This window comes from Rathayibacter sp. RFBD1, from assembly GCF_002932915.1.
Lineage (GTDB): Bacteria > Actinomycetota > Actinomycetes > Actinomycetales > Microbacteriaceae > Rathayibacter.
Map to the genome: position 1 here is coordinate 153,137 of NZ_PSWQ01000021.1, position 26,389 is coordinate 179,525.

Sequence of the window (26,389 nt, forward strand, 5' to 3'; positions counted from 1 at the left end):
GGTGGCTCGATGCGCTAGCACGTCCCGACGCGCCGCGCCCGTACTGGCCGCTCTCCGCTCGACGTGATTGCCTGAACCCGTGCCTGATCTTCCGATGTTCCCGCTCGGCTCCGTGCTCCTGCCGCACATGCCGCTCCCGCTCCGGCTGTTCGAGCCGCGGTACCTGCGGATGCTCGGCGACGTCCTCGAGGACGAGACCCTCGCGTTCGGCGTCGTGCTCATCGAGCGCGGCCAGGAGGTGGGCGGCGGCGACCAGCGGTTCGCGGTCGGCGCCCGCGCGCGCATCCTGAACATCGACGGGGCGGAGTCGTTCGTCACGCTCGACTCCGTGGGCGAGGAGCGCTTCGAGGTCGTCCGCTGGTACGAGGACGACCCGTACCCGCGCGCCGAGGTCCGCCTGCTGCCCGATCTGGAGTGGGACGAGAAGCACGCCCCCGCGCTGGCTGCGGCGGAGTCGGCGGTCCGCACGGCACTGGCGGTCGCGAGCGAGTTCGTCGAGCAGCGCTACGGCGCGGTCGTCGAGCTCGCCGAGGATCCGGCCGCGCACGCCTGGCAGCTCGCCGGCGTCGCACCGGTCACCGAGCTCGACCGCCTCGCGTTCCTCCGCAGCTCCACCATGGAGGAGCTGCTGGAGTCGGTCCGGGACCGCTCCGCCGAGGCGACCGAGTCGTTCCGCGCCGGCTGGGCCTGAGCCCGGTCCCGGCGTCCCCCGACGAGCCCGTCAGTCCTCGAGACTGACGCCGCGCTCCTCCGCCAGCTTGACCAGGTCGTCGACGACCACGAGCGCCATCCGCACCGAGCGGTCGCGGCGGTACTCCTCGTCGTCCGGGTCGATCCGCGAGGTGCGGTCGAGGGTCTCCTCGATCGACTGCGCGAGCTCGCGCCACGCGTCCTGACGGGCGTCGTCGACGAGCGTCGCGAGGTACTCCTCGTCCTGCGCCCGCCTGTGGAGGGAGTCGGCGACGAGGAGCGAGAGCCGCTCGCGGTGGTCGAGGTTGTCGACGTCGGCCGAGCGGTAGTCGTGCACGTGGTCGGAGCGGCCGCCCACCGAGGTCACGTCGGCGGCGATGCCGCGCAGGCGCTCGGCGGCCGCCTCGGACTCGCGCGCCAGCTTCTCGAGCTCCTCCGCGGCGACGACGGAGTAGCGGCCCGAGTCGAAGGGGACGTCGGCGCCGAGGCCGTCCATCAGCACCCGGTTCTTCACGGCCATGCGGCTCGCGTACTGCGCGAGCATCAGGCCCTCCTCGGCGGCCTCCTCGACGGAGGCGGGCTCGCGCGACGGGTTCTCATCGGGGTCGTACGGCTCCATCTTGAACCTGCGTCGACGCCGGAACCACACGTGCGTCACCTACATCCCGGAGCAGGCGCCCCGCCCGCCGGAGCACCTCTTCGAGAGTACCCGGCGGGCGGGCGCCGTGGTCGGCGGCTCAGGCCTCGCGCCAGTCGTCCTGCCCGAGGTGGGAGCCGGCCTGCGGCCCCATCTGCAGCATCCCGCCGTCCACGACGTACGAGGATCCGGTGATGTAGGAGGCGGCGGGAGAGGCCAGGAAGGCGACCACCGCCGCGATCTCGCGGGCGTCGCCGGGGCGGCCGAGGGGGATGCCGGGGCGGTCGATCGTGACGGGGTCCACATCCTCGGCGTCGTTCATCGGCGTGGCGATCTCCCCGGGGGCGACGGCGTTGACGGTGATGCCGAGGGAGCCGAGCTCGAGTGCGGCCACCTCCAGCAGGCCGCCCAGCCCGTGCTTGGCAGCGGTGTAGGCGACGGAGCCGACCCGCGGCTGGTGCTCGTGGACACTGGTGACCGCGATGATCCTGCCGCCCGTGCCCTGGGCCGCCATGCGCCGCGCGGCGCGCTGGAGGCAGACGAACGCTCCGTCGAGGTTCAGGGCGACGGTCGAGCGCCAGCTGTCGAGGCTCTGCTCGAGGAAGGGCTCGCCCCCGCCTCCGCCCGCATTGCTGACGGCGACGTCGAGCCCGCCCAGTCGATCCGCGAGGTCGTCGATCACGTCGCCCGCGCCCTCCAGATCCGTCGTGTCGAGGCGCGCGATCTCGGCGCGCCGGCCGAGGGAGCGCACCTCCTCCGCCGTGCCCTGCGCGCCCTCCTCGTCGCTGTGCCAGGTGATGCCGACGTCCATGCCCGCCTCGGCCAGTGCCACCGCGGTCGCCCGGCCGATGCCGGAGTCCGAGGCGGTCACCAGTGCACGGGTGGGCCGGAAGACTCGAGGTCCCTGGGTCATGTCGTCTCCTGTCTCGATCGGGCCGCCGATCCGGCGGACACGGGTCGATCCCATCAGCGGATCCGGCGTGCTCGGGAGCCGGTTGACAGGTCCGGGCTCGCGCGAGACGTGTGGCGGTGTCCCCGGTGAGCGCCCCGATCGCGTTGACTGGGCGGATGGATCACCGGCGCATCTCGGTCGTCGTCCCCGTGAAGGACGACGCCCGCCACCTCGAGCAGCTGCTCGAGCTCCTCCGCGAGCAGACGCTCGCTCCGTTCGAGATCGTCGTCGTCGACGACGGGAGCACCGACGACAGCGCCGCCGTCGCGCGAGCGGCGGGCGCGCGGGTGGTGCGGCACGACGGAGCCGGGATCCCGGCGAGCACGGCGCACGGCTTCGACGAGGCGCACGGCGACGTCCTCGCACGGCTCGACGCCGACTCCCGCCCGGGACCCGACTGGCTGGCGCGCCTGGCCGGCCACTTCGCCGATCCCGAGGTCGGAGCGGTGACCGGTCCCGGACGCTTCGACGAGCTCGGCCCGATCGCCCGGGTGATCGCGCGGGTCGCCTACATGGACGCCTACTTCGTGCTGATGGGGTCGGCGCTGGCCAACTGGCCGCTCTTCGGCTCCAACTGCGCCGTCCGCCGGTCGGCGTGGGAGGAGATCGCGGAGGAGATGCACCGGCACGACGCCTACGTGCACGACGACGTCGAGATCAGCGTGCACCTGGGACTCCGGCACCGGATCGTGCTCGACCGCCACCTCGAGGTCGGCATCTCGGCCCGCCCCTTCGGCGCCTTCGCCGACATGCTCCGCCGGTTCGACCGCGCTCTGCACACGCTGGCGCGGCACCCCGGGATGGGGTCGTCCCTGCAGCGCTGGACGCACCGGGTGCGCCGCACCCACCGCGACCGCCTGCGAGCGACGGCCGCGGCGCGCCGCTCCGGCTGACGACGAGAACCGACGGCGCCGCCTGACGGCTAGGGCTGGGCCGCGTCCGGCCGGGCCGCGTCCGGCCGGGCCGCGTCGGGCCGGGCCGCATCGGGCTCGGCCTTCGCCGCCCGATCCTCTCCCGGCGCGGAGCGCCCCTCCTTGGGCATCGCCCAGACCGCGGCGAGCATGCCCACGGCGAGGACCGTGAGCGCGATGCAGACGAAGCGGGTGCCCTCGGCGAGGTCCGCCGGTGCGGGGACGCCGCCGCCCGCCTTCGCGTTCACGATCGCGCCGAACACGGCCACGGCGACGGCGCTGCCGATGTTGCGGGCGAAGAAGTTGGTCGAGGAGACCACTCCGCGCTCGTTCCAGTCGACGCTCGACTGCGCCCGGATCAGCGTCGGGGTCGCCACGAGCCCCATGCCGGCGCCGATCAGCACGCAGAAGCCGGCGATCTCCCACAGCGTCGAGGAGGCGCCGAGCAGGACGGTCAGCGCCGTGCCGATCACGACGAGCCCCGCTCCGAGGAAGCCCGTGTTGCGGAAGCCGATGCGCAGGTAGAGGCGGCCCGACAGGCTCGCCGCGACAGGCCAGCCGAGCGTCATCGCCGCGACGGCGAAGCCCGCGCCGAGGGCGGAGCTGCCGAGCACGCCCTGCGCGAAGGTCGGGAAGTACGAGGTGACGCCGAGCGTGATCGCGCCGACGGTCACCGAGACCAGGCTGGTCGAGATCAGCACGCGCCGCGTGAGGACCCAGAGGGGGAGCACCGGGGCGGCCGCGCGCCGCTCGATCGCGACGAAGCCGGCGAACGCGAGGGCCGAGACGACGAACACGCCGACTCCGGCGGGGGAGAGCCACGGCCAGGCGCTGCCGCCCTCGAGCAGCCCGAGGATGAGCAGCGCGGTGCCCACGGCGAGCACGGAGGCGCCCGCCACGTCGATCCGCTGCTTCTCGCCCCGCGTGGTCTCGCGGAAGCTGCGGATCAGGAGGAACGCCGCCAGGAGGCACAGGGGGATGTTGACGAGGAAGATGCCGCGCCAGGCGCCCAGGTCCGAGAGCACGCCGCCGAGGGTCGGCCCGACGACCGAGGAGATGCCCCAGACGCTCGCGAGGTAGCCCTGGGTCTTCGCACGCTCGGCGACCGTGTAGATGTCGCCGGCGATGGTGATGCCCATCGGCTGGATCGCTCCGGCCCCCAGGCCCTGCAGGGCTCGGAACGCGATCAGCGCGGGCATGCTCCAGGCGAGGCCGCACAGGAGCGAGCCGACCAGGAACAGGGCGATGCCGATCAGCATGATGGGCTTGCGCCCGATCACGTCCGCGAGCTTGCCGTAGAGGGGGACCGAGACCGCCTGGGCCAGCAGGTAGATCGAGAACAGCCAGGGGAACTGCTCGAAGCCCCCCAGGTCGGCGACGATGGACGGCACGGCCGTCGAGAGGATCGTGGCGTCGAGGGCGACCAGAGCGGTCGAGATCATCAGGGACAGCAGGATCGGGCCGCGCTCCGAGCGCAGTCCGACACTCGCGCGGGTGGGGGCGTCGGTCACTCTGCCCAGGCTATTCCATAGCCGGGGGATGGAAGCGGGGCGGAGAGGATCCGCTCCGGGGCTCGGTAGACTGGCGGCATGGAACTCGTTCTCTGGCTCGTCGTGTCCGCCATCGCCGGTGTCGGCCTCGTCTCCGGAGTCGCGGCTCTCATCGCCATGACGCGGGCGCCCTGGTCGGCCGACAAGTAGCCGCCCGGCCGGCCTGGCGCCGGCACTACTCGTAGATCCGCACCACGCTCCACTGCGGCTCCGTCGACGCGACCACGTCGAGCACGAACGCTCCGCCGGTCGCGAGGTCCGTCGCCTGGAATCGCCAGCCGCCGATGCTCACCGGCGTGCGCCCGAACGTCGGCGAGAACCCCTCGAGGGGCGCCCACCACTCGCTCGTGCAGGTCCACACCGTCGGCCGGTCGGTCACCCGGTAGCTCCCGCCCCGCCACTCGAGCGCGATCGGCACTCCCTCGCCGTCGGTCGAGACCAGCGCTGTCTCGTCGATCACCGCCATCGTCGTGCTCCCGTTCTCTCGCCGGACCCGGTTGGCCGTTCGAACATGTGTTCGATAGTCTGCGAGTGTACGCCGCGGCGCTCGTGCTCGCCACGGCCGCGGATCGACCGGTGGGAGGCGCGATGATCGAGTGGAGTCCGCTCCAGATGCTGCGCAGCAGCGGGCAGGACGAGTGGGTGATGGTCGACGCCCTGCGCACCGGCCGGATCGGCCTGGTGCGCCGCATCGAGACCGGCCCGTACCGCGAGACCTGGTTCCGCGCGGTGACCTGGGCGGCCGAGCCGGAGAGGCGGACGCTCGTGGGCTACTCCCGCTCGATGGACACCATCGCGGCCGCCCTGTGGGCCCATCAGCCGCCGACGGCGCAGGAGAAGCCCTTCCCCGGCTACCCGCCCTCGCGGCCGTCGCCGTGACTCCTTCCGCGAGAGGGGGCCCTGCCGTCCCCGCGACGGCGGCCTCCGTGTCCGCCACGGGGGAGAATGGCCCGATGCTCCTCGCACTCGTCGGCGGCCCCACGGGGGCGTGGCGGGCGGTCGACCCCGTCGGCGGCGCCGAGGCCGGGAGCGGCAGGGGGCCGGCCGAGCTGGCGGCGTTCGTCCGGGAGCGGGAGCCGGAGCGCCCGCGCTGGGTCTGGGACGACACCGCGCGCTGGTACCCCGCACTGCTGTCGGCCGGGGTGGTCGTCGCCCGGTGCCACGACCTCCGGCTGGCCCGCGCGATCCTCCGCCGCTCGGTCTCCGCCGCCGCATCGGCTCTCGCGCGCTCGCCCCTCGACCCGTGGGACGCGGGAGCCGCGGCCCCCGCCGCGCAGGACACGCTGATCGGGTTCGAGGAGGCGGCGGGCGGCTCCGACGAGCTCGACCCCGTCCTCGAGCTGGCCCGGCAGGAGGAGGCGCTCTCCGGCGCCGCCGAGGCCGGCCGGCTCCGCCTGCTGCTCGCCGCCGAGTCCGTCGGCGCCCTGATCGCTCGCGAGATCGCCCACGCGGGGCTGCCGTGGCGCGCCGATGTGCACGACCGGGTGCTCACCGGGATGCTCGGCCCCCGCCCGCTCTTCGGCGGCCGCCCGGCCCGGTTGGAGGCGCTGGCCGACCGCCTGCGCGACGAGCTCGGCGCGCCCGAGCTCAACCCTGACTCGCCGGCCGATCTCCTCAAGGCGCTGCGGCGCGCGGGGCTGCCGGTCGAGTCGACGCGCTCCTGGGAGCTGCAGTCCCTCGAGCACCCCGCGGTACCGCCCCTCCTGGAGTACAAGAAGCTCTCCCGGCTGCTCACCGCCAACGGCTGGGCCTGGCTCGACGCGTGGGTGCGCGACGGACGGTTCCGGCCGGAGTACGTGGTGGGCGGCGTCGTCACCGGCCGCTGGGCGACCTCGGGCGGAGGGGCGCTGCAGCTGCCGCGGCAGATCCGCGCCGCAGTCACCGCGGATCCGGGCTGGAGCCTCGTGGTTGCGGATGCCGCGCAGCTCGAGCCGCGCATCCTCGCCGCGCTCTCGGGCGACTCGGCCATGGCCGCCGCCGGGCGGGGCCGCGACCTCTACCAGGGCATCGTCGACGCCGGCGTGGTCCCCGATCGGCCGCGGGCGAAGGTCGCGATGCTGGGGGCGATGTACGGGGCGACGAGCGGGGAGGCCGGGCGGCTGCTCCCGAGGCTCGCCCGTGCCTACCCGCGCTCGGTCGCGCACGTCGAGGCGGCGGCTCGGGCGGGGGAGCGCGGCGAGAGCGTCTCGACGTGGCTCGGGCGCAGCTCGCCTCCCGGCCCCGAGGGGCTCTCGGCCGATGCGGCGCGAGCACGCGAGTGGGGACGCTTCACCCGCAACTTCGTGGTGCAGGGGACCGCGGCCGAGTGGGCGCTCTGCTGGATGGGCGAGCTGCGGGCGCGACTGCGCGCCGAGGGTGGCGCGGTCGGCCGGGCGCACCTCGTCTACTTCCTGCACGACGAGGTGATCGTGCACGCTCCCGCCGACGTCGGCGAGCGGGTCGCCGCGATCGTCCGCGAGGCGGCGGTGCGCGCCGGACGCTCGCTCTTCGGAGAGGGCGAGGTCGACTTCCCGGTCACCGTCGCCGTCGTCGACTCCTACGACCAGGCGAAGTGAGGCGCGGGATCAGTACCAGTGCGGCGAGCGGTTGTTCCAGCTCGACCACGCGTTGCAGGGCGAGCCGTAGGCGCTCTTGATGTACGAGAGACCCCAGTCGACCTGCGTCGCCGCGTTCGTCTGGTAGTCGGCTCCCGAGTTGGCCATCTTGCTCGCCGGGAGGGCCTGGGGGATGCCGTAGGCACCGGAGGAGCGGTTCAGCGCGTTCCAGCGCCACCCCGACTCGCCGTTCCACAGCGGGATGAGGCACCGGTCGACCTGGTCGGCGCCCCAGCCGAAGCGGCCGACAGCGGTCCGGGCGTAGGCCTGGGCCTGCGCGGGGGAGAGGCCGTCCGTGCGTCCGGCGTAGGTGCCGAGGGCGGCGATGGTCTTGGCGGAGCTGTTGCGCGCGCCGGTCGGGTCGTCGTCGCCGAGCTCGACCGGGCCGCCTCCTCCGCCTCCGCTGTTGGAGGGCGCTGCCGGAGCGGCGGCCGCGGCGGGAGCCGACGCGGCGCGCTGGCGGGCGGCCTCGGCCTCGGCGGCGAGGCGGGAGAGGCGCTGCTGCTCCTCGAACGCCGACTTCGCGTCCTGGCCGTCGGCGTACTCCCGCTCGATCTCGGCGGTGGTGTTCTTGAGCGAGGCGAGCTGGGTGTAGAGCTCCTGGCTGTACTTCTCCTGGTCGGCGACCTTCGCGTCGGCCTCGGCCTGCGCGGAGCGGGCGGCCGAGAGCGCGTCGGCCGCGGCGGTGGCGAGGGAGACGCGCTCGCCCCGGGCCTGCTCGGCCTGCGCGGCGAGGGAGACGGCCTGGTTCTCGGTCGACTGCGCTGCGGTCTGGAGCCGGCTGGTCTGCTGGGTGAGCTGCGTCATGGTGCCGAGGCGGTAGAGCAGCTCGCTCGACTCGTCGCCGCCGATGAGGAGGTTGAGCGTCGCATCGGTCCCGCCGTTGCGGTAGAGCTGCGCGGCGAGACGGCCGGCCTGCTCCTTCGCGGCGTCGGCGTCCGAGCGGGCGGCGGAGGCGCGCTCCTCCAGGGCGCTCACGCGCTGAGTCGCCTCGTCGAGAGCGCTCTGCGCGGCGTCCGCCTCGGCGGCCCGGCTGATGGCGGCGTCGGTGAGGGCGGCGGCCTGGTCGCGCAGGTCGGCGAGGAAGGCGGTGATGCGGTCGACCTCGGCGGCGGTGGCGCTCTCGCTCGACTTCGCGGCCTCCACATCGGACCACGAAGGGTAGTCGGACGGGTCGTAGGCGGCGGACGCGGAGAGCGGAGCGGCGAGGGCGGCGCACAGGACGAGGACCGTGCCCGCTCCGGCGGCGACGAGGCGCCGGCGCGCCCGGGAGGGGACGCGGAGACCGAGGGGGGTGCGGGACATGCGAACCACCCTAGGCGACGGCACCCGCGCCTGTCTCGTCCTAGCTCGAGGCTCGACGGCCCCGACGGGGACGCTCGAGAGCGTATCCGCGGACGCCCCGTCCCGGCCCGTCGCCCGTGAGCTCGTCGCGGGCCGCCTCGAGGAGGCGCCGCAGGGCCTCCTCCCGCACGCCGGCGGCGATCGCGGCGAGGCGGCGCTGCGGGTGCGCGTCCTCCTCTTCCGCCTGCTCGTCGGCGGTGGCGGGCAGCGAGCTCTCGTACGCGTCGAGGACGGCGGCGAGGTCGGCACCGGACAGGCTCGAGGCCAGCAGCACGCGGTCGAGGACGTCGTCCCAGTCCTCCTCCGGGGACGCTCCGTCACCCGTCAGCCAGGCGGCCGCCTCCGCGCGGCCCTCGTCGGTGAGCGCGTACAGGGGGAGGCCGTCGTCGGTGGACCCGGCCGAGACGACGAGGCCCCGCTCGCGCAGGCGCTCGAGCGTCGAGTAGATCTGGCCGACGTTGACCCGGGGCCGGTGCGCGGCACGGTCGAGGAGCTCGGCGTGCAGCTGGAGGCCGTAGGCGGGGCCGAGCGTGAGCAGGGCGAGCAGGCCGTCGCGGACGGACACGGTGCTCCTCCCGGCGGGCGTCTGGCGGTGGGCGGCGTCCGGCGGCGCGGACCACCTGAGTATAGGCAGGAGCCACCCACGGCCGGTCGAGCAGGCGCGGCGAGCCGCCTTGACGGAGGTCCGCCGCTCCTGCATGATCGGACGTGGTGGCACGTCCACCGTCATAATCGAAGAAGGCGCACCGCAGAGTGTTCCGTGGTCCGGGTCGTTGGGGAAGACGCACCGGGACGAACGGAGGACACCATGGTGGCGCAGCAGACTCGGGGTGTGCTCTTCGTGCACTCCGCCCCCCGCGCGCTCTGCCCCCACCTCGAGTGGGGGACAGGTCGCGCCCTTGGTCGTGCCGTGAACTTCGCCTGGATCGAGCAGCCCGTGCTCCGCAGCACACTGCGCGCCGAGTTCGCCTGGGAGGGCCCGGTCGGAACCGGTGCCGTCATCGCCTCCGCTCTCCGCGGCTGGGCCGACGTCCGCTACGAGGTCACCGAGGAGCCCTCGCCCGGCGTCGACGGAGGCCGCTGGATGCACACGCCCGAGCTCGGCATCTTCTACGCCCAGACCGACAGCGCGGGCAACACCGTCGTGCCCGAGGACCGCATCCGCTCCGCCATGGAGCTCGCCGGCGCCGACCCCATCGAGCTGCACCGCGAGCTGCGCCTCGCCCTCGGCCAGGCCTGGGAGGACGAGCTCGAGCCCTTCCGCTACGGCGGCGACTTCGCCCCCGTCGTCTGGATGCACGGGGTCGGCTGAGTTCATTCGACGCCGCTCCTCGCGCGGCGTCGCGCAGTCGGCTCGGTCGGGTGGTCGGGTTCCGTGGAGCGGCCGGCGTCCGGCGACGCCGATCCGCTGGCACGCGGATCGGCGGATACGCCTCGCGGGGGCCGCTCGCTCCCGCCTCCCTGAACCAGGCGGCCAGCGGACCCTCGTTCCGGCAGAGGCCCGCCTCGAAGTCGCGCCGTCGCCTCGCGGTTGCCGCTCGCTGGCACGTCGACCAGACCGTCAGCGGAGCACCGCCTTCCGGCGGAGGGCGTCGGAAGACTCGTGGACCCGCCCGCACCTCTGTCGCGCACGACGCCGACGGCTCGAGTCGTGGCGTGGCGCACGCTCCCCACGAGCGCAGCCGCCCTGATCCGAGCGTCCGACCCGAGCCGCGGCGAAGCCCGCGCTCCCACCCGGACAGCTTCCGCGATCGGAGTATCCGACGCGAGCCGCGGCGAAGCCCGCGCTCCCACCCGGACAGCTTCGTTGATCCGATCATCCGACCCGAGCCGCGGCGAAGCCCGCGCTCCCCACCAGCACGGCGTGCTCACCAGCCCGCACCAGACGGCGGCGCAGATCCCTCGCGGCACGAGGCGTATCCGGGGATCCGCGTTCCAGCGGATCACCGTCGCCGCACCGCACCGGCCCTCGAAAACCCCGCCCCCCTCCCCAGCGGACGCGCCTGCGCCGCGCAAGGAGCGGCGCAGCCCGCTTTCCGCACGGTGGAGCGGGGCTACGCCCCGCTACACCGTCCGGAAAGCGGCAACAGCATTGTGCCCCCCGAACCCGAACGAGTTCGAGATGGCGACCAGCGGTCCGTCGCCGAGGGCGCGGGGGCTGGTGACGACGTCGAGGGGGATCTGGGGGTCCTGCTCGAAGAGGTTGATGGTGGGGGGTGCGGTGCGCTCGTGGAGGGCGAGCACGGTGAAGATGGCCTCGAGCGCGCCGGTGCCGCCGAGGAGGTGGCCGGTGGACGCCTTGGTCGCGGAGACGGCGATGTTCGGGAGGTGGTCGCCGAAGACGCGCAGCAGGGCGCGGTACTCGGCGATGTCGCCGACCGGGGTGCTCGTCGCGTGAGCGTTGACGTGGGTGACGTCGGTGAGCGCGGCTCCGGCCTGCTCGAGGGCGCCGATCATGGCGCGGGCGGCGGCGGAGCCCTCGGGGTCCGGCGCCGTGATGTGGTACGAGTCGCTGGTGACGGCGCCGCCGGCGAGCTCCGCGTAGATGCGGGCTCCGCGGGCGAGGGCGTGCTCCTCGGTCTCGAGGATGAGCGTCGCGGCGCCTTCTCCGAGGACGAAGCCGTCGCGGGAGACGTCGTAGGGGCGTGAGGCCGTCGCCGGGTCGTCGTTGCGGCGCGAGAGGGCCTGCATCGACGCGAAGGCGGCGATCGGGAGCGGGTGGACGACCGACTCCGTGCCGCCGGCGACGACCACGTCGGCGAGGCCGAGCTGCATGTGCTCGTAGGCGTTCGCGAGGGCCTCGGTGCTGGAGGCGCAGGCCGACACGTCGGTGCGGGCGTAGGCGCGGGAGGGGATGGCCATGCTGATGGCGGCGGCGGCCGCGTTGGGCATGAGCATCGGGATGGTCATCGGGAGGACCCGGCGGGGTCCGCGCTCGCGGAGGGTGTCCCACGCGTCGACGAGGGTCCAGAGGCCGCCGATGCCGGTCGAGTAGTCGACGCCCACGCGGAGCGGGTCGACGTCGGTGATGCCGGAGTCGGCCCAGGCCTCGCGGGCCGAGATGAGCGCGAACTGGCTGGAGGGGTCGAGGCGCTTCGCCTCGGGGCGGGAGAGCACCTCCTCCGGGCGAACCTTGGCCTGGGCGGCGAAGGTGACCGGGATGTCGTACTGAGCGACCCAGTCCTGCTCGAGGGAGCGGACGCCTGATTCGCCGGCGAGGAGTGCGTTCCAGGACTCCCGGGCGGTCCCGCCGAGGGGAGTGCTGGCACCGATTCCGGTGACGACGATCTTCTTGGTCATGACGAGCTTCTCTGTTCCGTGTGGGTGGGTGCCGGGCTCACCCCGGCCGACGGTCGCCGGCCGGGGTGTCCGCCACGAGGACGGGGTGCGCGGGCGACGACTACTCGGACGCCTTGACGATGAAGCGGACCGCGTCGCCGACCGTCTTGAGGTTCTTGACCTCGTCGTCGGGGATCTTCACGTCGAACTTCTCCTCGGCGTTGACGACGATGGTCATCATCGAGATGGAGTCGATGTCGAGGTCGTCGGTGAACGACTTGTCCATCTCGACGGAGTCGGTGGCGATGCCCGTCTCGTCGTTGACAAGCTCGGCCAGGCCGGCGAGGACTTCTTCGTTGGACAGTGCCATGGTTCTCTCCTTGGGGGTTCTTCGGGTGTTCGTCAGTGACCGTAGGTCAGTTTAGGGGTGGGGTCGCGCCGGTCACGGGAGCACCACGACCTGCGCGCCGAACACCAGTCCGGCGCCGAAGCCGATCTGCAGCGCGAGTCCGCCGTGCAGCTCCGGGTGCTCCTCGAGCAGGCGGTGGGTGGCGAGCGGGATCGACGCGGCGGAGGTGTTGCCGGTGGTTTCGATGTCGCGGCCGATAGCGACGGTCTCGGGGAGCTTCAGCTGCTTCGCGAGCTCGTCGATGATGCGCATGTTCGCCTGGTGGGGGATGAACGCGGCGAGGTCCTCGGGCTGGACGCCCGCCTCCGCGAGCGCCTGCTTGGCGACCTTGGCCATCTCCCAGACCGCCCAGCGGAAGACCGACGGGCCGTCCTGGCGGAGGGTGGGCCATTCGGCGGTGCCGTCGCGGTAGGCCGCGAGCGGGTTGTCCATGCCGACGGTGTCCCACTTGGAGCCGTCGGATCCCCAGACGGTCTTCGAGATGCCGGCGGTGTCGCTGGGGCCGACGACCGCGGCGCCCGCGCCGTCGCCCAGGAGGAAGGAGATGCTGCGGTCGGTCGACTTGACCAGCTCGGACAGCTTCTCGGCCCCGACGACGAGCACGTACTCGGCCAGGCCGGAGCGGATGAAGGAGTCGGCCTGGGCGATGCCGTAGGTGTAGCCGGCGCAGGCGGCCGAGATGTCGTACGCCGGGGCGGGGTTCGCGCCGATGCGGTCGGCGAGGAGCGCGGCCAGCGACGGGGTCTGCACGGTGTTGCTGATCGTGGAGACGAGCACGACGCCGATCTGGTCCGGGCGGATGCCCGCCTTCTCGATCGCCTCGAGGGAGGCGGTGGTCGCGAGGTCGACCGCGTGGATGTCGGCGGAGGCGCGGCGGCGCTCGATGATGCCGGTGCGCTGGCGGATCCACTCGTCGGAGGAGTTGATCGGCTCGATCAGGTCGTCGTTCGGGACGACGAGGTCGCCGCGTGCCGCGCCGATGCCGAGGATCCGGGTGTACGCGCTGCCGCTGGACTGGGTGAGGGAAGGGGTCGTCATGGGGTCTCTCCTGCTAGGCGGCGTGCTCGTCGAGGAAGGCGCGGGCGGCGTCCACGTCGTCGGGGGTCGTGATGGCGATGCTCGGCACGCCCTTGAGGCCGCGCTTGGCGAGGCCGACCAGCGCGCCGGCGGGTGCCAGCTCGATGATCCCGGTGACGCCCGCGTCGGCGAAGGCCGCCATGCAGAGGTCCCAGCGGACGGGGGAGGCGACCTGGCCGACGAGCAGCTCGAGGAACGCGGCACCGGAGTCGACGACCGACCCGTCGCGGTTCGTCCAGAGCCGGAGCGTCGGGTCGGAGGGGGTCAGCCCGGCGGCGACGCCGGCGAGGGAGTCGCGGGCGGGCGCCATGTAGCGGGTGTGGAAGGCGCCGGCCACCTGCAGGGGGATCACGCGTGTCCCGCGGAGCGGCTCCGCCTTGAGGGCCTCGAGCGCGTCGACCGCGCCGGCGACGACGATCTGACCGCCGCCGTTGTAGTTGGCCGGCTCGAGGCCGAGCTCGTCGAGACGGGCGATCAGGGCCTGCTCGTCGCCGCCGAGGACCGCGCTCATCGCGGTCGGCTCGGCGGCGGCCGCAGCGGCCATGGCACGGGCGCGCTCGCGGACGAACACCAGCGCGTCGGCCTCGGTGAGGACCCCGGCTCCGGCAGCCGCGGTGATCTCGCCGACGGAGTGGCCGGCGATGCCCGCGATGCGCTCGCGCCGTCCGCCCTCGAGGAGGGCGGCGAGGCTCACGAGTCCCGCGGAGACGATCAGGGGCTGGGCGACCGCGGTGTCGCGGATGGTGTCCGCGTCCGAGACGGTGCCGTGCGCGGCGAGGTCGATGCCGACCGCCTCCGAGTGCGCGGCGACCTGCTCGGCCACGGAGGGGATCTCGAGCCAGGGGGCGAGGAATCCGGGGGTCTGGGAGCCCTGACCCGGGGCGACGACGACGATCACGGTATCCAGTCTTCCGATCTGCGCTCGCACGTGCGGCGCGTGGAGCCACTGACAAAGCACAAAGAGCTTGTCGCGGGTCTACAAGTGTTCAGGGGCGGGAGGGGTTCGGCGAGCAGACGGCCTCAGCGGCGGGACGGCTTCCGGCGGACGGCGCCGTCCGGGTCGCTCATGGAGCCGAGGATGAGGGCGGACTGGAGGATGAGCGCCTCGCGGGCGCCCGTCGCGTCCCAGCCGATCACCTCGGCGACCCGCTTGAGGCGGTAGCGCACCGTGTTCGGGTGCACGAACAGCTCGCGGGCGGTCGCCTCGAGGGAGCGGCCGTTGTCGAGGTAGGCCCACAGCGTGGTCAGAAGCTCGGTCGAGTGCTTCTGCAGGGGCCGGTAGATCTGCGTGATGAGGCTCTGGCGGGCGAGCGGGTCGCCGGCGAGGGCGCGCTCGGGAAGGAGGTCGTCGGCGTTGACCGGTCGCGGCGCGTTCCGCCAGGAGCGGGCGACCGCGAAGCCGGCGAGGGCCGCGCGGGCGCTGCGGGACGCCTCGACCAGGGTCGGCACCTCGTGGCCGAGGACGAGGTGGCCCGTCCCGAAGCCGGGCTCGAGCGCCTCCGCGATCTCGAGGAACGCGACCGGCGGGCCGGTCTCCTCCGTGGCGTTCTCGCTCGGCTCGGCGCGGCCGATGACCAGGACGAGCCGGCTGCCCTGCACGCCGATCAGCACGTCGGCGTCCATGTGCCGCGCCGTGCGGCGCAGCTGGTCGACGTCGAGCATCTTGGGGGCGGTGCCCACCAGGACGGCGACCTCGCCGTGGCCGTGCCAGCCGAGGGCGGCGATCCGGCTGGGCAGCTCGTCGTCGGCCTCGCCCGTGAGGATCGAGTCGACGACCAGCGCCTCCAGGCGCGCGTCCCAGAGGCCTCGGGCCTCGGCGGCGCGCGCGTAGACGTCGGCCGCGGCGAAGGCGATCTCGCGCGAGTAGAGGAGGATCGCCTCGCGGAGGTCCTCCCCGCCGTTCTTGATCCGGTCCTCGACGACCTCGACCGTCACCTTGATCAGCTGCAGCGTCTGCGTCAGCGAGACGGAGCGCAGCAGCTCGCGGGGAGCGGCTCCGAACACGTCCGCCGCGATCCACGGCGTGGCCGACGGGTCGTCGAACCACGAGATGAACGAGGTGATGCCGGCCTGGGCGACGAGGCCGACCGCCGAGCGCCGACCGGGGGGCATGCTGCCGTACCAGGGCAGCGTGTCCTCGAGGCGCTTGATCGTCTGCGTCGAGAGCTCACCGGCGAGGGTGCGCAGCCAGGCGAGGGTCTGCTCCTTCGTGCGGGGAGCGCCCGGCCGGGTGGCCGGACGCTCCGCCGCAGGAGCAGGACCCCGCGCACTCGACGGTGCGGGTTCCTGCGAGAGCACGGACTCGTCCGTCAGCTCTCGCCGCCCGCGTTGCCGGTGGTGCCGGCGTTGACGTCGAGGAGGCGGTACTTCTCGATCGCCTGGACGGCGAGCGAGGGGTCGACCTCGCCGCGCTTGGCGAGCAGCTGCAGCGTCCGTACGACGACCGAGGGGCCGTCGATCTGGAAGTAGCGCCGCGCCGCCGCACGGGTGTCCGAGAACCCGAAGTCGTCCGCGCCGAGCGTCGCGAAGTCGCCCGGGATGAACTGGCGCAGCTGGTCGGGGACCTGGTGCGAGAAGTCCGAGACGGCGACGAAGGGGCCCTTCGCGTCGGCCAGCTTCTGCGTCACGTACGGCACCTGCTCGGCGTCCTCGGGGTGGAGGAAGTTGTGCTGCTCGGCCTTGATGCCGTCGCGGCGCAGCTCGTTCCACGAGGTGACCGACCAGACGTCCGCCGAGACGCCCCAGTCCTCGGCGAGGAGCTTCTGCGCCTCGATCGCCCACGGCACGGCGACGCCCGAGGCGAGGAGCTGGGCCTTCGGCCCGTCCCACTGGCCCCAGGAGATGCGGTGGATGCCGCGGACGATGCCCTCGACGTCGACGTCCTCCGGCTCCTTCGGCTGCACGATCGGCTCGTTGTAGACCGTGATGTAGTACATGACGTTGGGGTCGGTGTGCTTCCCGCCGTACATGCGCTCGAGACCGGACTGCACGATGTGCGCGATCTCGTACCCGTAGGCCGGGTCGTAGCTCACGACGGCGGGGTTGGTCGCCGCGAGGATCGGGGAGTGCCCGTCCGCGTGCTGGAGGCCCTCGCCGGTCAGCGTGGTGCGTCCTGCGGTGGCGCCGATCATGAATCCGCGCGACATCATGTCGCCGGCCGCCCAGATCGCGTCGCCCGTGCGCTGGAACCCGAACATCGAGTAGAAGACGTAGACCGGGATGAGCGGCTCGCCCTGCGTCGAGTACGAGGTGCCGATCGCGGTGAACGCCGCGAGGGCGCCCGCCTCGTTGATGCCGACGTGGAGGATCTGACCCTGCGGGCTCTCCTTGTAGGCCAGGAGGAGCTCGCGGTCGACCGACGTGTAGTGCTGGCCGCGCGGGTTGTAGATCTTCGCGTTCGGGAAGAACGCGTCCATTCCGAAGGTGCGCGCCTCGTCCGGGATGATCGGGACGACGCGGTTGCCGAAGTCCTTCGAGCGGAGGATGTCCTTCAGGATGCGGACGAACGCCATGGTGGTGGCGATCTCCTGCGTCCCGGAGCCCTTCTTGCCGACCGCGTAGGCCGAGTCCTCGGGGAGGTTCAGCTGCGTGTACTTCGAGCGGCGCTCGGGGAGGTAGCCGCCGAGCGCGCGGCGGCGCTCCTGCAGGTACTCGATCGCCTCGTCGTTCTGACCGGGGTGGTAGTACGGCGGGAGGTAGGGGTTCTCCTCGAGCTGCGCGTCCGTGATCGGGATGCGCATGGTGTCGCGGAACGACTTGAGGTTGTCCAGCGTCATCTTCTTCATCTGGTGGGTCGCGTTGCGGCCCTCGAAGCTGGGGCCGAGACCGTAGCCCTTGATGGTGTGGGCGAGGATGACGGTGGGCTGGCCCTTGTGCTCCGTCGCGGCCTTCATGGCCGCGTAGATCTTGCGGTAGTCGTGGCCGCCGCGGCGCAGGCCCCAGATCTGCTCGTCGGAGTAGCCCTCGACGAGCTTCTTGGCGCGCGGGTCGCGGCCGAAGAAGTTCTCGCGGACGTAGGCGCCGTCCTCCGTCTTGTAGGTCTGGAAGTCGCCGTCGGGCGTCTTGTTCATCAGGTCGAGCAGCGCGCCCTCGGTGTCGCGGGCGAGCAGGTCGTCCCACTCGCGGCCCCAGATGAGCTTGATGACGTTCCAGCCCGCGCCGCGGAAGTACGACTCGAGCTCCTGCACGATCTTGCCGTTGCCGCGGACGGGTCCGTCGAGGCGCTGGAGGTTGCAGTTGACGATGAAGTTCAGGTTGTCGAGGCCGTCGTTCGCGGCGACCTGGAGCTGACCGCGCGACTCGACCTCGTCCATCTCGCCGTCGCCGAGGAACGCCCAGACCTGCTGGTCGGAGGCGTCCTTGATGCCGCGGTTGGTGAGGTACTTGTTCGCCTGCGCCTGGTAGATCGCGTTGATCGGGCCGAGGCCCATCGAGACGGTCGGGAACTGCCAGAACTCCGGCATGAGCCGCGGGTGCGGGTAGCTGGAGAGCCCCCCGCCCCGGTGCGACTTCTCCTGGCGGAAGCCGTCGAGCTGGTGCTCGCTCAGGCGTCCCTCGAGGAAGGCGCGCGCGTACGGGCCGGGGGAGGCGTGGCCCTGGATGAAGACCTGGTCGCCGCCGCCCGGGTGGTCCTGACCGCGGAAGAAGTGGTTGAAGCCGACCTCGTACAGCGAGGCGCTCGACGCGTACGTCGAGATGTGGCCGCCGACCCCGATGCCGGGACGCTGCGCGCGGTGCACGAGGATGGCCGCGTTCCAGCGGATCCACGCGCGGTAGCGGCGCTCGACGTCCTCGTCGCCCGGGAAGTCGGGCTCGTTCTCGGGCGCGATGGTGTTGATGTAGTCCGTGGTGGGCACCATCGGCACGCCGAGGTGGAGCTCCTTGGAGCGCTTGAGGAGGCTGAGCATGACGTCGCGCCCGCGACCCCGGCCCCGCTCCTCGACGAGCGCATCGAGCGACTCGTTCCACTCCGACGTTTCCTCGGGGTCCGAGTCCACGTGACCGACGGAATACGGGTCCTGATCGTTAACAGTCACCCTCGACCTCTCTCTGGGGGCAGATCGTGCCCGAGACATCACTCTCATGAAGCGGTGCGGATCCGCGGATCCGGGGCTCGGATGACGAGCCGCGCGCGGGCACCTCCGTCAGCCTAGCGATTCCCGTGCCCCGAACCTGGAATCGCACTGTGGTGATCCACGAGGAATGAGCGCCGACGACTGTAGGAGAGCGCCAGACGGGACGCGTCGACCGGCCCGTGATCGGGGGAGACGGGCCGTTCCTTGGAGTCTGCGCGGAGCGGGTCTAGCATTGCCCCTCGTGCTCGCGCGACTCTCGTGCGCACGGAAGGACATCGGACCGATGGCTCTCGAGAAGCTGACCCTGGCTCCCGACTTCGAACTCGCGAACCAGTACGGCGAGCGCATCCAGCTGGGCGACTTCCACGGGCGGCGCAACGTCGCCCTGGTGTTCTTCCCCCTCGCCTTCTCCGGCACCTGCACGGGCGAGTTCTGCGCGCTGCGCGAGAACCTCTCCCTCTTCGAGCACGCCGACGTGGAGCTGATCGGCATCTCGGTCGACTCCAAGCACACGCTGCGCGCCTGGGGCGAGAAGCAGGGCTACGACTTCACGCTCCTCTCCGACTTCTGGCCGCACGGCGATGTCGCCAAGCAGTACGGCGTGTTCACCGAGGCGAAGGGCTACGCGACCCGCGCGACCTTCCTGATCGACAAGGCCGGCGTCATCCGGGACACGTTCATGACCGCCCCGGGCGAGGCGCGCTCGATCGACGCCTACCGCGCCGCGATCGACGCGCTCGCCCCCGCGCACGTCTGACCCTCCGGAGGCGGACCGCCCCGGTCGTCAGCTGAGGATGTTGACGGCCCGCGAGATCACGAGGGCCAGCAGGACGAATCCGGTGAACGCCTCGGCGATCATCAGGAGCTTCATCCGGCTCGACAGCGGCATCGTGTCGGTCGGGCTGAACGCCATGGTGTTCGTCGTCGAGACCGAGAGGTAGTCGACGAAGCCGGGCCGCCAGTCGGCGCGCTCGGAGGAGGTCGCGGCGACCTCGGGCGCGGTGTCGCGGTAGGTGTCCTGCGGGAAGGCGAAGTCGGCCGCCGGCAGCTCGGTGCGGGGAAGCGTTCCGCGGGCGACCGGACCGCCGCGGTCGAGCTCCCAGAACAGCAGCGCGTACGCGACGACGTTGGTGACCCAGACCTGGAGTGCGGTGAGCAGCAGCGGAGGGCCGTCGGCCGTCCCGTCGACGAGGTCGATCACCACGGCGACCACGTTCACCTGGTTCGCCACGGCGAGCACGACCGCCAGGGCGATGGAGACCCCGCGCGACCAGCGCGTCTCGCTGTCGAGCCGGTGCGGGTTGACGACGAAAAGCGGCACGAGCAGCGCGAGCGTGATGCCGGCGGCGACGAGGCGGACCACCGAGGTGTCGGCGCTGTGGCCGGCCACGTTCAGTGCGACGGCCACGAGGATCGCGGCGGAGGCGGGCCAGCGGCTCTCGGTGCGCCGCCTCGCCCGGGAGTCGCTGTCGGCGGTCATGTGCCGAGGCTAGTGCCCGCAGGGGGCCGCTCCGCCTGCCGTAGGATCGAGTCGATCGTCCGCGGGTGCTCCCGCGACGGGGGCCTTTAGCTCAGTTGGTAGAGCGCCACGTTTACACCGTGGATGTCATCGGTTCGAGCCCGGTAGGGCCCACCAGATCCGACGATCGGACACTGCGCGTCAGCGGGACTGGCGGCGCTTGTAGGGCTTCGGCTGGCCCTTGACGATCGGGGCGCGCCCGGTTCCCTTGGAGGCCTTGGCCTTGCCTCCCGACTTCGGGGCCGCCTCCGGCTCGTCGCCGAGCGCGGCGAGCTCCTCGCGGGCCGAGGCGAGGCGCTGCCGCCCGGCCGCGGTGAGGGTCGTGGCGGCGGCACCGGGCTCGAAGAGCGGTTTGCCGAGGTCGAGCTCGACGGCGGCGACGGAGGAGTCGAGCTTCTGCCGCGAGATGCCGAGGCGCTCGGCGGCGCGCACGAAGTGCAGCTCCTCGGCGACCGCCACGAAGTGGCGCAGCTGGCTGATCTTCATCCCGAACCCTTCACGGCCGCTCCCTGCGGCACGACCACGGTACGCGGTCCGAGAGGGGGCGCCGACCGCCGGGAGCGCCACCAGGAGCAGCGGCGACCCGTCGATCCGCGCCAGAGGCCCCGGCGGACATTGCCGGACGGAGGCGGGAGGCCTACGGTCGCGCCCGTGGGCGGTCCCGAAGCCGGCCACGGAGAGAGGCCGACGTGGGCGCGCTCATCTACAGCTCGATCGCGTCGCTCGACGGCTACGTGAACGACGCGGACGGCGGATTCGCCTGGGCGGAGCCGCGACCCGCCGTGCACCGCTTCATCACGGAGCGCGAGGGGCGGGTGCGCACGTACCTGTACGGGCGGCGCATGTACGAGGTCATGCGCGCGTGGGAGCAGACCTGGGCACTGGCGGAGGAGTTCGCGTTCATCCGCGACTTCCAGGAGATGTGGCGGGCGGCCGACAAGGTCGTGTACTCGACGACGCTGGAGTCGGCCGAGACCCGCCGCACCCGCGTCGAGGGCGGGTTCGACCCGGTCGTCGTCGCCGCGCAGGTCAGCGCCGCCGACCACGACGTCTCGATCGGCGGGCCGACCCTCGCCAGGCACGCGCTGCTCGCCGGGATCGTCGACGAGGTGCAGGTCTACACGGTGCCGGTGGCGGTGGGCGGCGGGACCCACTTCCTCCCGTGCGGGTTCCACGCGCGCCTCGACCTGCGCGAGGAGCACCGCTTCGCCGACGGCACGGTCTTCACGCGCTACAGCGTGCGGCGCTGAGACCGGCTACTCGGCGCCGACCAGCGCGGCGATCCGCGAGGCGAGACGGGCGCCCTGAGCACGTCCGGCGCGGGCGGAGGCGGCGCGGACGGCCGGGTCGAGCGAGTTCGGGCCGAAGGCGCGCACCGACTCCTCGTCGGCGTAGAGCACCTCGACCCGCGAGTCCGCGAGGGCGTCGAGCTCGCCGGTCGGGATCAGGCCCGCGCCGGGCGTGCCGACTCCCGGCAGCGGAGTGACGATCAAGACCCAGTCGGCTCCCGCGGCGAGGTCGGCGTTGCTGCCGGAGCGCGCGCCGCCGTCCATGTAGCGGACGCCGTCGATGCTGACGGGAGGCCAGACCCCGGGGACGGCGCAGCTGGCGGAGATCGCGTCGACGAGGCCGACACCGCTCTCGCGGTCGAACACGCGCAGCTCACCGGTGGCCGTGTCGACCGCGGTGATGAGCAGACGCTGCTCGGGCCAGTCGGCGTCGCCCACGCGGGCCGAGATGACGGCCCGGCGCGTGTCCTCGGAGAGCGTCTCGGCCTCGAGCGCGAGGGTGCCGATGCGGCGCCGCGCGTCCTGGGGCGAGGTCGCGCCCTCGACGGCCGCGGCGAAGAGGGCCTGGAGGCGCTCACCGTCGACGTCCGCTCCGATCTCGGCGGACTCCTCCTGGAGCTGGGCCTCGTACGACTCGTCGAGGCCGGTGCCGGTGCTCAGCTGCGCGGCGACCGCGGAGCCCGCGGAGGTGCCGATGAAGGTCGTCGACGGATCGAGCAGGAGGCGGGCCGCCTCGGGGGAGGCGTCGGCGAGGCCGCGGAGGACGCCGAGCTCCCAGGCGATTCCGGCGAGGCCGCCGCCGGCGAGGACGAGTGCACCAGGCATGGGGGAGGTCCTTTCGATCAGGATCAGGAGGGGGCGGGCGCTGCGGAGCGCCGCAGCACCAACGCTGTCACATCGTCGTGCGCGTCGTCTGCGAGAGCATGCAGACGCTCGAAGAGAGCGGGGTCGTCGTTGCTCCGCACCAGCTCGGCGAGACGGTCGAGCGCGTCGAGGCGCCCGCCGAAGACGTCGAGCAGGCCGTCGCTGCAGGAGAAGAGCGCGTCGCCGGGGGCGAGCACGCGCTGCTCCTCCTCCCAGGAGACGTCGGCGGCGATGCCGAGCGGGACGCCGGTGGAGGCGAGCCGCTCCGTGGTGCCGTCGGCGCGCAGCAGGAGGGTGAGGCCGTGGCCGCTGTCCACGAACGCGACGGCGCCGCTCGCGAGGTCGACCCGGGCGATCAGCGCGGTCGCGAACAACCCGGTCGCTGTCAGGTCGGGCAGGAGCTGGCGGTTGACGGCCTCGACGGCTGCCGCGGGAGGGAGCTCCGGCCGCGCCTGGAACGCGGAGCGGATCGCGGAGGCGACGATCGCCGCCGAGACCCCCTTGCCCATCACGTCGACCAGCTCGAGGGAGAGGTCGTCCCCGCTGCGGCGCCACGCCGTGTAGTCGCCGGCGACGTCGTGCAGCGGCGTGGTCAGCGAGTCGAGGCTCCACTCGCCGAGGTCGAGGCGCTGGGGCCGGAGCCGCTCCTGCGTCTCGCTCGCGCGTCCGGAGAAGGCGATCTCGCGCAGCTCCCGCTCGGCCCACCGGCCGAGGTCCTCGAGGATCTCGCGCTCCTCCTCCGAGAAGCCGCGCACCTCGCTGTCGATGATGCAGATCGTGCCGACGCGGAGGCCGTCCCCGACGACGAGCGGGCGGCCCGCGTAGAAGCGCACGTGAGGGGATCCGGTGACGACTCCGCGGTCGGCGAACCGCGGATCGGCGGTGGCGTCCTCGACGACGAGGATGTCGCCCTGCTGGACCGTGACGTCGCACATCGAGTCGGCGCGCAGCATCCTGCTCGCCCGCGCCGAGCGCTGGGGCGACTTCGTGAACTGCGTCGACTCCTCGAGGATGTTGATCTCGGCGAGGGGGACGCGCAGGAGTCGGCGGGCGACGCGGGTGATCCTGTCGAAGCGCTCCTGGGGGGTGCTCAGGCCGATCCCGAGCTCGGCGATCGCGGCGAGGCGGGCGCGCTCGGTCGGCTCGCTCACGTGCGGGTCCGGGCGAGTGCCCAGAGGTTCTGCCCGTCGACACGGCGGTAGGAGAACTCGGTGACGAGGGCGTGGATGAAGGGGATGCCGCGGCCTGCCTCGTCCCACTCGTCCGGCATGTCGCGGGGGTCGGCGACCTCGGCGGGCGCCTCCTCGGCGGAGTCGTTGAGCGAGGCGCGCAGCTCGGTCGCGTCGACGCGGATCTCGACCAGGCAGATGATGTGCCGGTACGACCGGGCGTGCTGGACGATGTTCGAGGTCAGCTCGACCAGCGCGGTCTCGAACGACATCCGGTCGACCGGCGCGACGCCCGGCTCCTCGAGCCACAGCTCCTCGAGCGCCTCGTGGACGGCGGTGACGCCGTCCTCGGGCGGCGTGCGCACGACGAAGGAGCGCTCAGGCACGGTAGGCCTCCTCGACGGTCTCGGCGCTCCCGAGCAGGCGGTCGAGGTTGGACAGGCCGAGCACCATGGCGGGCTGCTCACCGGCGGCGGCCACGCGCAGCTCGCCGCCCGCCTTCCGCGCCTCCTTGAGTCCGGCGACGAGGACGCCGAGCCCGGACGAGTCGAGGAACTCGACGGCCGCCAGGTCGACGACCACGCGGACCTCTCCCGCCTCGAGCGCGCGCTGGAGGACCGCTTCGAGCTCCCACGCCGTGGACAGGTCGAGCCTGCCGACGGGGCGGATCACCACGATGTCGGGCTCGATCCGCTCGGTGCTGATCCTCGAGCTGGGCTCCATGGTGTCCTCCTGACGGGACGGCACGCGGTTCCGCAGGGCTCGGAGACGTGGTGAGGACGCGGTCGGGGGCGCGACCGAGGGATTCCGGATCCGATGCGGGGGTGAATCGGGGAGTTCGTCCGCCTCCGACCGTACAAGGGAACGGGGCGCCCCGTGGGAGGCGTGACCGCATCCGCGCTGCGACACGCGGTGCGCGGCCCCGGGAGGAGGCTCCGCTCAGCCCCTCGCGGCGGCGAGAGCGTCGGCGGCGAGCCGCACGGAGGCGTCCCGGCCGGTCAGCCAGAGCGGCACGGAGCGGGCGCGGAGGCCCGCCGACTCGAGCGCCGGGACCGCGTCCGCGTCCTCCTCGCCGACGAGCCAGGCGTCGAGGAGGCCGCCCCCGCGCCGGGCTCCGTAGTGCCGGCCGACGGCCTCGGCGGACGTCTCGACGCCGATCGCGGCGAGGCAGGCGTCGGCCATGCCGCGCACCACCGCGCCTCCGATGACGGGGGAGACGCCCACGACGGGTGCGGAGGTCCGGCGGAGGGCGTCCGCGATGCCGGGCACTCCGAGGATCGTGCCGATCGAGACGACGGGATTGGAGGGGGCGACGAGCACCGCGTCGGTGTCGGCGATCGCCTCCAGCACGCCCGGGGCGGGGCGGGCGCTCTCCACCCCCTGCTGGACGAAGCGGCGCGCGGGCGCTGACGCCCGAAGCCGCACCCACCACTCCTCGAAGTGGAGGAGCCGCACGCCCTCGCCGGGAAGGTCGACCTCGACGTGGGTCTCGACGTCCTGGTCCGACATCGGCAGCAGGCGGACCCCCAGCGGCCAGCGGGCGGTGATCCGCGCGGTCGCCTCCGAGAGGGTGAGGCCGTCGCGCAGCATCGAGCTGCGGGCGATGTGGGTGCCGAGGTCGAGGTCGCCCAGGGTGAACCACGGCCAGCCGACGCCGAAGGCGGTGAGCTCGGCCGAGACCCGCTCGCTCTCGCCGGCCCGCCCCCAGCCGCGCTCCGTGTCGTTCACTCCGCCGAGCGCGTAGGTGATCGAGTCGAGGTCGGGGCAGACCTTGAGGCCGGTGAGCCATATGTCGTCGCCGGTGTTGACGACGACGGTGATCTCGCTCGCCTCGCCGCCGGCGGCCTCGAGATCGCGGAGGTGCTCGCGGACCGCCGAGGTGAAGCGGGCGCCGCCGACGCCTCCGGCCAGGATCGTGATGCGCATCCGCCCACGCTAGCGGCACCGACGGATTCCTCCCCCGGCGAGCCTTAATCCTGCGGATCCGCGCCGGAAACACCGGGGAAACGTCGAACCCCGACGATGAAGCCCTGTCCCCGGAGCCGGACGGTCCGTCATTGCCTTCGGGCCCGGCGGGGACCACAGTGGGTCCACGTCCCCGGCTCCGCACCGCCTGGCGGAGCACACCGGAGCCGGACAGGGACGCCCGAGCATGGAGGTACCGATGACCATCGTCCGCGCAGCGATCACCCAGACGACCTGGACCGGCGACAAGGAGTCGATGCTCGACAAGCACGAGCGGATGGCCCGGGACGCCGCAGCCGACGGCGCGCAGATCGTCTGCTTCCAGGAGCTGTTCTACGGCCCGTACTTCGGCATCACCCAGGACAAGAAGTACTACCGCTACGCCGAGCCCGCCGACGGGCCGATCGTGCAGCGCTTCGCGGCCCTCGCGAAGGAGCTGGGCGTGGTGATGATCCTCCCGATCTACGAGGAGGAGCAGACCGGCGTCTACTACAACACCGCGGTCGTGGTCGACGCCGACGGGACGATCCTCGGCAAGTACCGCAAGCACCACATCCCGCACCTGGACCGCTTCTGGGAGAAGTTCTACTTCCGGCCCGGGAACCTCGGCTTCCCGGTCTTCGACACCGCGGTCGGCAAGGTCGGCGTCCACATCTGCTACGACCGCCACTTCCCGGAGGGCTGGCGGGAGCTGGGCCTGAACGGCGCCCACCTCGTCTTCAACCCCAACGCCACCAAGCCCGGCCTGTCGAACCGCCTCTGGGAGGTCGAGGGCCCGGCGGCCGCGGTGGCGAACGGCTACTTCGTGCTGCAGCCCAACCGCGTCGGCCGGGAGGACAACGAGTACGGCGACCTCGCGGTCGACTTCTACGGCACAAGCCAGATCATCGATCCGCGCGGGGAGTTCGTCGGCGAGCGGGGCTCGGGCGAGGCCGAGGAGATCCTGATCCGCGACCTCGAGATGGACATGGTGCAGGAGATGCGCGACGACTGGCAGTTCTACCGGGACCGCCGGCCGGAGTCGTACACCAGCATCCCGAAGCCGTGACCGCAGACCGAGACGGG

General features: G+C 72.7%; 27 protein-coding genes and 1 tRNA gene. 9 read left to right on the forward strand and 19 right to left on the reverse strand.

Features of this window, described 5'->3' with window-relative positions; all coding sequences use genetic code 11:
* The first annotated feature begins 79 nt into the window (after positions 1-79).
* Positions 80-691 (forward strand): LON peptidase substrate-binding domain-containing protein, encoded by a 612-nt coding sequence (locus tag C5D50_RS11145; RefSeq protein WP_258069597.1) that lies wholly within the window; start codon positions 80-82, stop codon positions 689-691.
* Between the two features lie 30 nt (positions 692-721).
* Here the strand turns inward: C5D50_RS11145 and C5D50_RS11150 are convergent, their stop codons facing one another.
* Both C5D50_RS11150 and C5D50_RS11155 read right to left on the reverse strand, forming a co-directional pair.
* On the reverse strand, positions 722-1,309 hold the full coding sequence (locus C5D50_RS11150; RefSeq protein WP_104223455.1) for a hypothetical protein: 588 nt from the start codon (positions 1,307-1,309) through the stop codon (positions 722-724).
* A gap of 118 nt (positions 1,310-1,427) precedes the next feature.
* Positions 1,428-2,240: an SDR family oxidoreductase gene (locus C5D50_RS11155; RefSeq protein WP_104283530.1), complete on the reverse strand. Its 813-nt coding sequence runs from the start codon at positions 2,238-2,240 to the stop codon at positions 1,428-1,430.
* 155 nt (positions 2,241-2,395) lie between these two features.
* On the opposite strand from C5D50_RS11155, the gene C5D50_RS11160 reads away from it, so the two are divergent.
* Positions 2,396-3,172: a glycosyltransferase family 2 protein gene (locus tag C5D50_RS11160; protein WP_104223456.1), complete on the forward strand. Its 777-nt coding sequence runs from the start codon at positions 2,396-2,398 to the stop codon at positions 3,170-3,172.
* Positions 3,173-3,201: 29 nt separating this feature from the next.
* On the opposite strand, the gene C5D50_RS11165 is transcribed toward C5D50_RS11160, so the two are convergent.
* Both C5D50_RS11165 and C5D50_RS11170 read right to left on the reverse strand, forming a co-directional pair.
* Complete coding sequence (locus C5D50_RS11165) at positions 3,202-4,632, reverse strand: MDR family MFS transporter (protein WP_104283531.1); 1,431 nt, start codon at positions 4,630-4,632, stop codon at positions 3,202-3,204.
* Between the two features lie 283 nt (positions 4,633-4,915).
* On the reverse strand, positions 4,916-5,200 hold the full coding sequence (locus tag C5D50_RS11170) for a hypothetical protein (protein WP_146086923.1): 285 nt from the start codon (positions 5,198-5,200) through the stop codon (positions 4,916-4,918).
* 128 nt (positions 5,201-5,328) lie between these two features.
* Here C5D50_RS11170 and C5D50_RS11175 point away from each other — a divergent pair, with 128 nt between their 5' ends.
* On the forward strand, positions 5,329-5,619 hold the full coding sequence (locus C5D50_RS11175; RefSeq protein WP_146076962.1) for a hypothetical protein: 291 nt from the start codon (positions 5,329-5,331) through the stop codon (positions 5,617-5,619).
* Between the two features lie 74 nt (positions 5,620-5,693).
* On the forward strand, positions 5,694-7,295 hold the full coding sequence (locus C5D50_RS11180; RefSeq protein WP_104283519.1) for a bifunctional 3'-5' exonuclease/DNA polymerase: 1,602 nt from the start codon (positions 5,694-5,696) through the stop codon (positions 7,293-7,295).
* 9 nt (positions 7,296-7,304) lie between these two features.
* On the opposite strand, the gene C5D50_RS11185 is transcribed toward C5D50_RS11180, so the two are convergent.
* A complete protein-coding gene (locus C5D50_RS11185) occupies positions 7,305-8,639 on the reverse strand; it encodes a hypothetical protein (RefSeq protein ID WP_104267569.1) in 1,335 nt (444 codons plus the stop codon).
* A 40-nt stretch (positions 8,640-8,679) separates the two neighbouring features.
* Positions 8,680-9,243, reverse strand: a complete 564-nt coding sequence (locus C5D50_RS11190; protein WP_181137339.1) for a PadR family transcriptional regulator — start codon at positions 9,241-9,243, stop codon at positions 8,680-8,682.
* A gap of 243 nt (positions 9,244-9,486) precedes the next feature.
* Between C5D50_RS11190 and C5D50_RS11195 the strand changes: the two genes are divergently transcribed.
* The gene (locus C5D50_RS11195; protein ID WP_104226674.1) at positions 9,487-9,990 is read left to right on the forward strand and encodes a DUF3145 domain-containing protein; all 504 of its coding nucleotides are present in this window, start codon (positions 9,487-9,489) and stop codon (positions 9,988-9,990) included.
* 752 nt (positions 9,991-10,742) lie between these two features.
* Here the strand turns inward: C5D50_RS11195 and C5D50_RS11200 are convergent.
* From C5D50_RS11200 to aceE, 6 genes are all read right to left on the reverse strand, one after another.
* Positions 10,743-11,978 carry a beta-ketoacyl synthase gene (locus C5D50_RS11200; RefSeq protein WP_104226673.1) on the reverse strand — a complete coding sequence of 412 codons (1,236 nt, stop codon included), beginning with the start codon at positions 11,976-11,978 and terminating at the stop codon, positions 10,743-10,745.
* Positions 11,979-12,078: 100 nt separating this feature from the next.
* Positions 12,079-12,327 carry an acyl carrier protein gene (locus C5D50_RS11205; RefSeq protein WP_104223463.1) on the reverse strand — a complete coding sequence of 83 codons (249 nt, stop codon included), beginning with the start codon at positions 12,325-12,327 and terminating at the stop codon, positions 12,079-12,081.
* Positions 12,328-12,399: 72 nt separating this feature from the next.
* Positions 12,400-13,404 carry a beta-ketoacyl-ACP synthase III gene (locus tag C5D50_RS11210; RefSeq protein ID WP_104223464.1) on the reverse strand — a complete coding sequence of 335 codons (1,005 nt, stop codon included), beginning with the start codon at positions 13,402-13,404 and terminating at the stop codon, positions 12,400-12,402.
* Positions 13,405-13,417: 13 nt separating this feature from the next.
* Positions 13,418-14,341 carry an ACP S-malonyltransferase gene (locus C5D50_RS11215; protein ID WP_104226672.1) on the reverse strand — a complete coding sequence of 308 codons (924 nt, stop codon included), beginning with the start codon at positions 14,339-14,341 and terminating at the stop codon, positions 13,418-13,420.
* Between the two features lie 122 nt (positions 14,342-14,463).
* Positions 14,464-15,630, reverse strand: coding sequence for a CdaR family transcriptional regulator (locus C5D50_RS11220; protein WP_181027189.1), 1,167 nt, complete (start codon positions 15,628-15,630; stop codon positions 14,464-14,466).
* Positions 15,631-15,752: 122 nt separating this feature from the next.
* Positions 15,753-18,479, reverse strand: a complete 2,727-nt coding sequence (gene aceE, locus C5D50_RS11225) for a pyruvate dehydrogenase (acetyl-transferring), homodimeric type (RefSeq protein WP_104283522.1) — start codon at positions 18,477-18,479, stop codon at positions 15,753-15,755.
* Positions 18,480-18,801: 322 nt separating this feature from the next.
* Here aceE and C5D50_RS11230 point away from each other — a divergent pair, with 322 nt between their 5' ends.
* A complete protein-coding gene (locus C5D50_RS11230; protein ID WP_104223507.1) occupies positions 18,802-19,275 on the forward strand; it encodes a peroxiredoxin in 474 nt (157 codons plus the stop codon).
* A gap of 27 nt (positions 19,276-19,302) precedes the next feature.
* Here the strand turns inward: C5D50_RS11230 and C5D50_RS11235 are convergent, their stop codons facing one another.
* Positions 19,303-19,998 (reverse strand): hypothetical protein, encoded by a 696-nt coding sequence (locus C5D50_RS11235; RefSeq protein ID WP_104283523.1) that lies wholly within the window; start codon positions 19,996-19,998, stop codon positions 19,303-19,305.
* 80 nt (positions 19,999-20,078) lie between these two features.
* Here C5D50_RS11235 and C5D50_RS11240 point away from each other — a divergent pair.
* Positions 20,079-20,154, forward strand: a tRNA-Val gene (locus C5D50_RS11240).
* A 24-nt stretch (positions 20,155-20,178) separates the two neighbouring features.
* On the opposite strand, the gene C5D50_RS11245 is transcribed toward C5D50_RS11240, so the two are convergent.
* Positions 20,179-20,523 carry a LysR family transcriptional regulator gene (locus C5D50_RS11245; RefSeq protein ID WP_104223469.1) on the reverse strand — a complete coding sequence of 115 codons (345 nt, stop codon included), beginning with the start codon at positions 20,521-20,523 and terminating at the stop codon, positions 20,179-20,181.
* A 203-nt stretch (positions 20,524-20,726) separates the two neighbouring features.
* On the opposite strand from C5D50_RS11245, the gene C5D50_RS11250 reads away from it, so the two are divergent.
* A complete protein-coding gene (locus C5D50_RS11250; protein WP_104226668.1) occupies positions 20,727-21,287 on the forward strand; it encodes a dihydrofolate reductase family protein in 561 nt (186 codons plus the stop codon).
* Positions 21,288-21,293: 6 nt separating this feature from the next.
* Here C5D50_RS11250 and C5D50_RS11255 read toward each other — a convergent pair whose 3' ends face one another.
* The 5 genes from C5D50_RS11255 to cofD all read right to left on the reverse strand — a co-directional run bounded on the left by C5D50_RS11255 (position 21,294) and on the right by cofD (position 25,285).
* Positions 21,294-22,151 carry a patatin-like phospholipase family protein gene (locus C5D50_RS11255; RefSeq protein ID WP_104283524.1) on the reverse strand — a complete coding sequence of 286 codons (858 nt, stop codon included), beginning with the start codon at positions 22,149-22,151 and terminating at the stop codon, positions 21,294-21,296.
* Positions 22,152-22,174: 23 nt separating this feature from the next.
* Complete coding sequence (locus C5D50_RS11260) at positions 22,175-23,341, reverse strand: PP2C family protein-serine/threonine phosphatase (RefSeq protein ID WP_181137340.1); 1,167 nt, start codon at positions 23,339-23,341, stop codon at positions 22,175-22,177.
* Positions 23,338-23,745 (reverse strand): ATP-binding protein, encoded by a 408-nt coding sequence (locus C5D50_RS11265; protein WP_104223473.1) that lies wholly within the window; start codon positions 23,743-23,745, stop codon positions 23,338-23,340. The genes C5D50_RS11260 and C5D50_RS11265 overlap by 4 nt, the downstream gene beginning before the upstream one ends.
* Complete coding sequence (locus tag C5D50_RS11270; RefSeq protein WP_104223474.1) at positions 23,738-24,082, reverse strand: STAS domain-containing protein; 345 nt, start codon at positions 24,080-24,082, stop codon at positions 23,738-23,740. Before C5D50_RS11270 ends, C5D50_RS11265 begins: the two co-directional genes overlap by 8 nt.
* A 216-nt stretch (positions 24,083-24,298) precedes the next feature.
* Positions 24,299-25,285 carry a 2-phospho-L-lactate transferase gene (gene cofD / locus C5D50_RS11275; protein ID WP_104283527.1) on the reverse strand — a complete coding sequence of 329 codons (987 nt, stop codon included), beginning with the start codon at positions 25,283-25,285 and terminating at the stop codon, positions 24,299-24,301.
* 238 nt (positions 25,286-25,523) lie between these two features.
* Here cofD and C5D50_RS11280 point away from each other — a divergent pair, with 238 nt between their 5' ends.
* Positions 25,524-26,372: a nitrilase-related carbon-nitrogen hydrolase gene (locus C5D50_RS11280; protein ID WP_104223476.1), complete on the forward strand. Its 849-nt coding sequence runs from the start codon at positions 25,524-25,526 to the stop codon at positions 26,370-26,372.
* Positions 26,373-26,389: the final 17 nt, after the last annotated feature.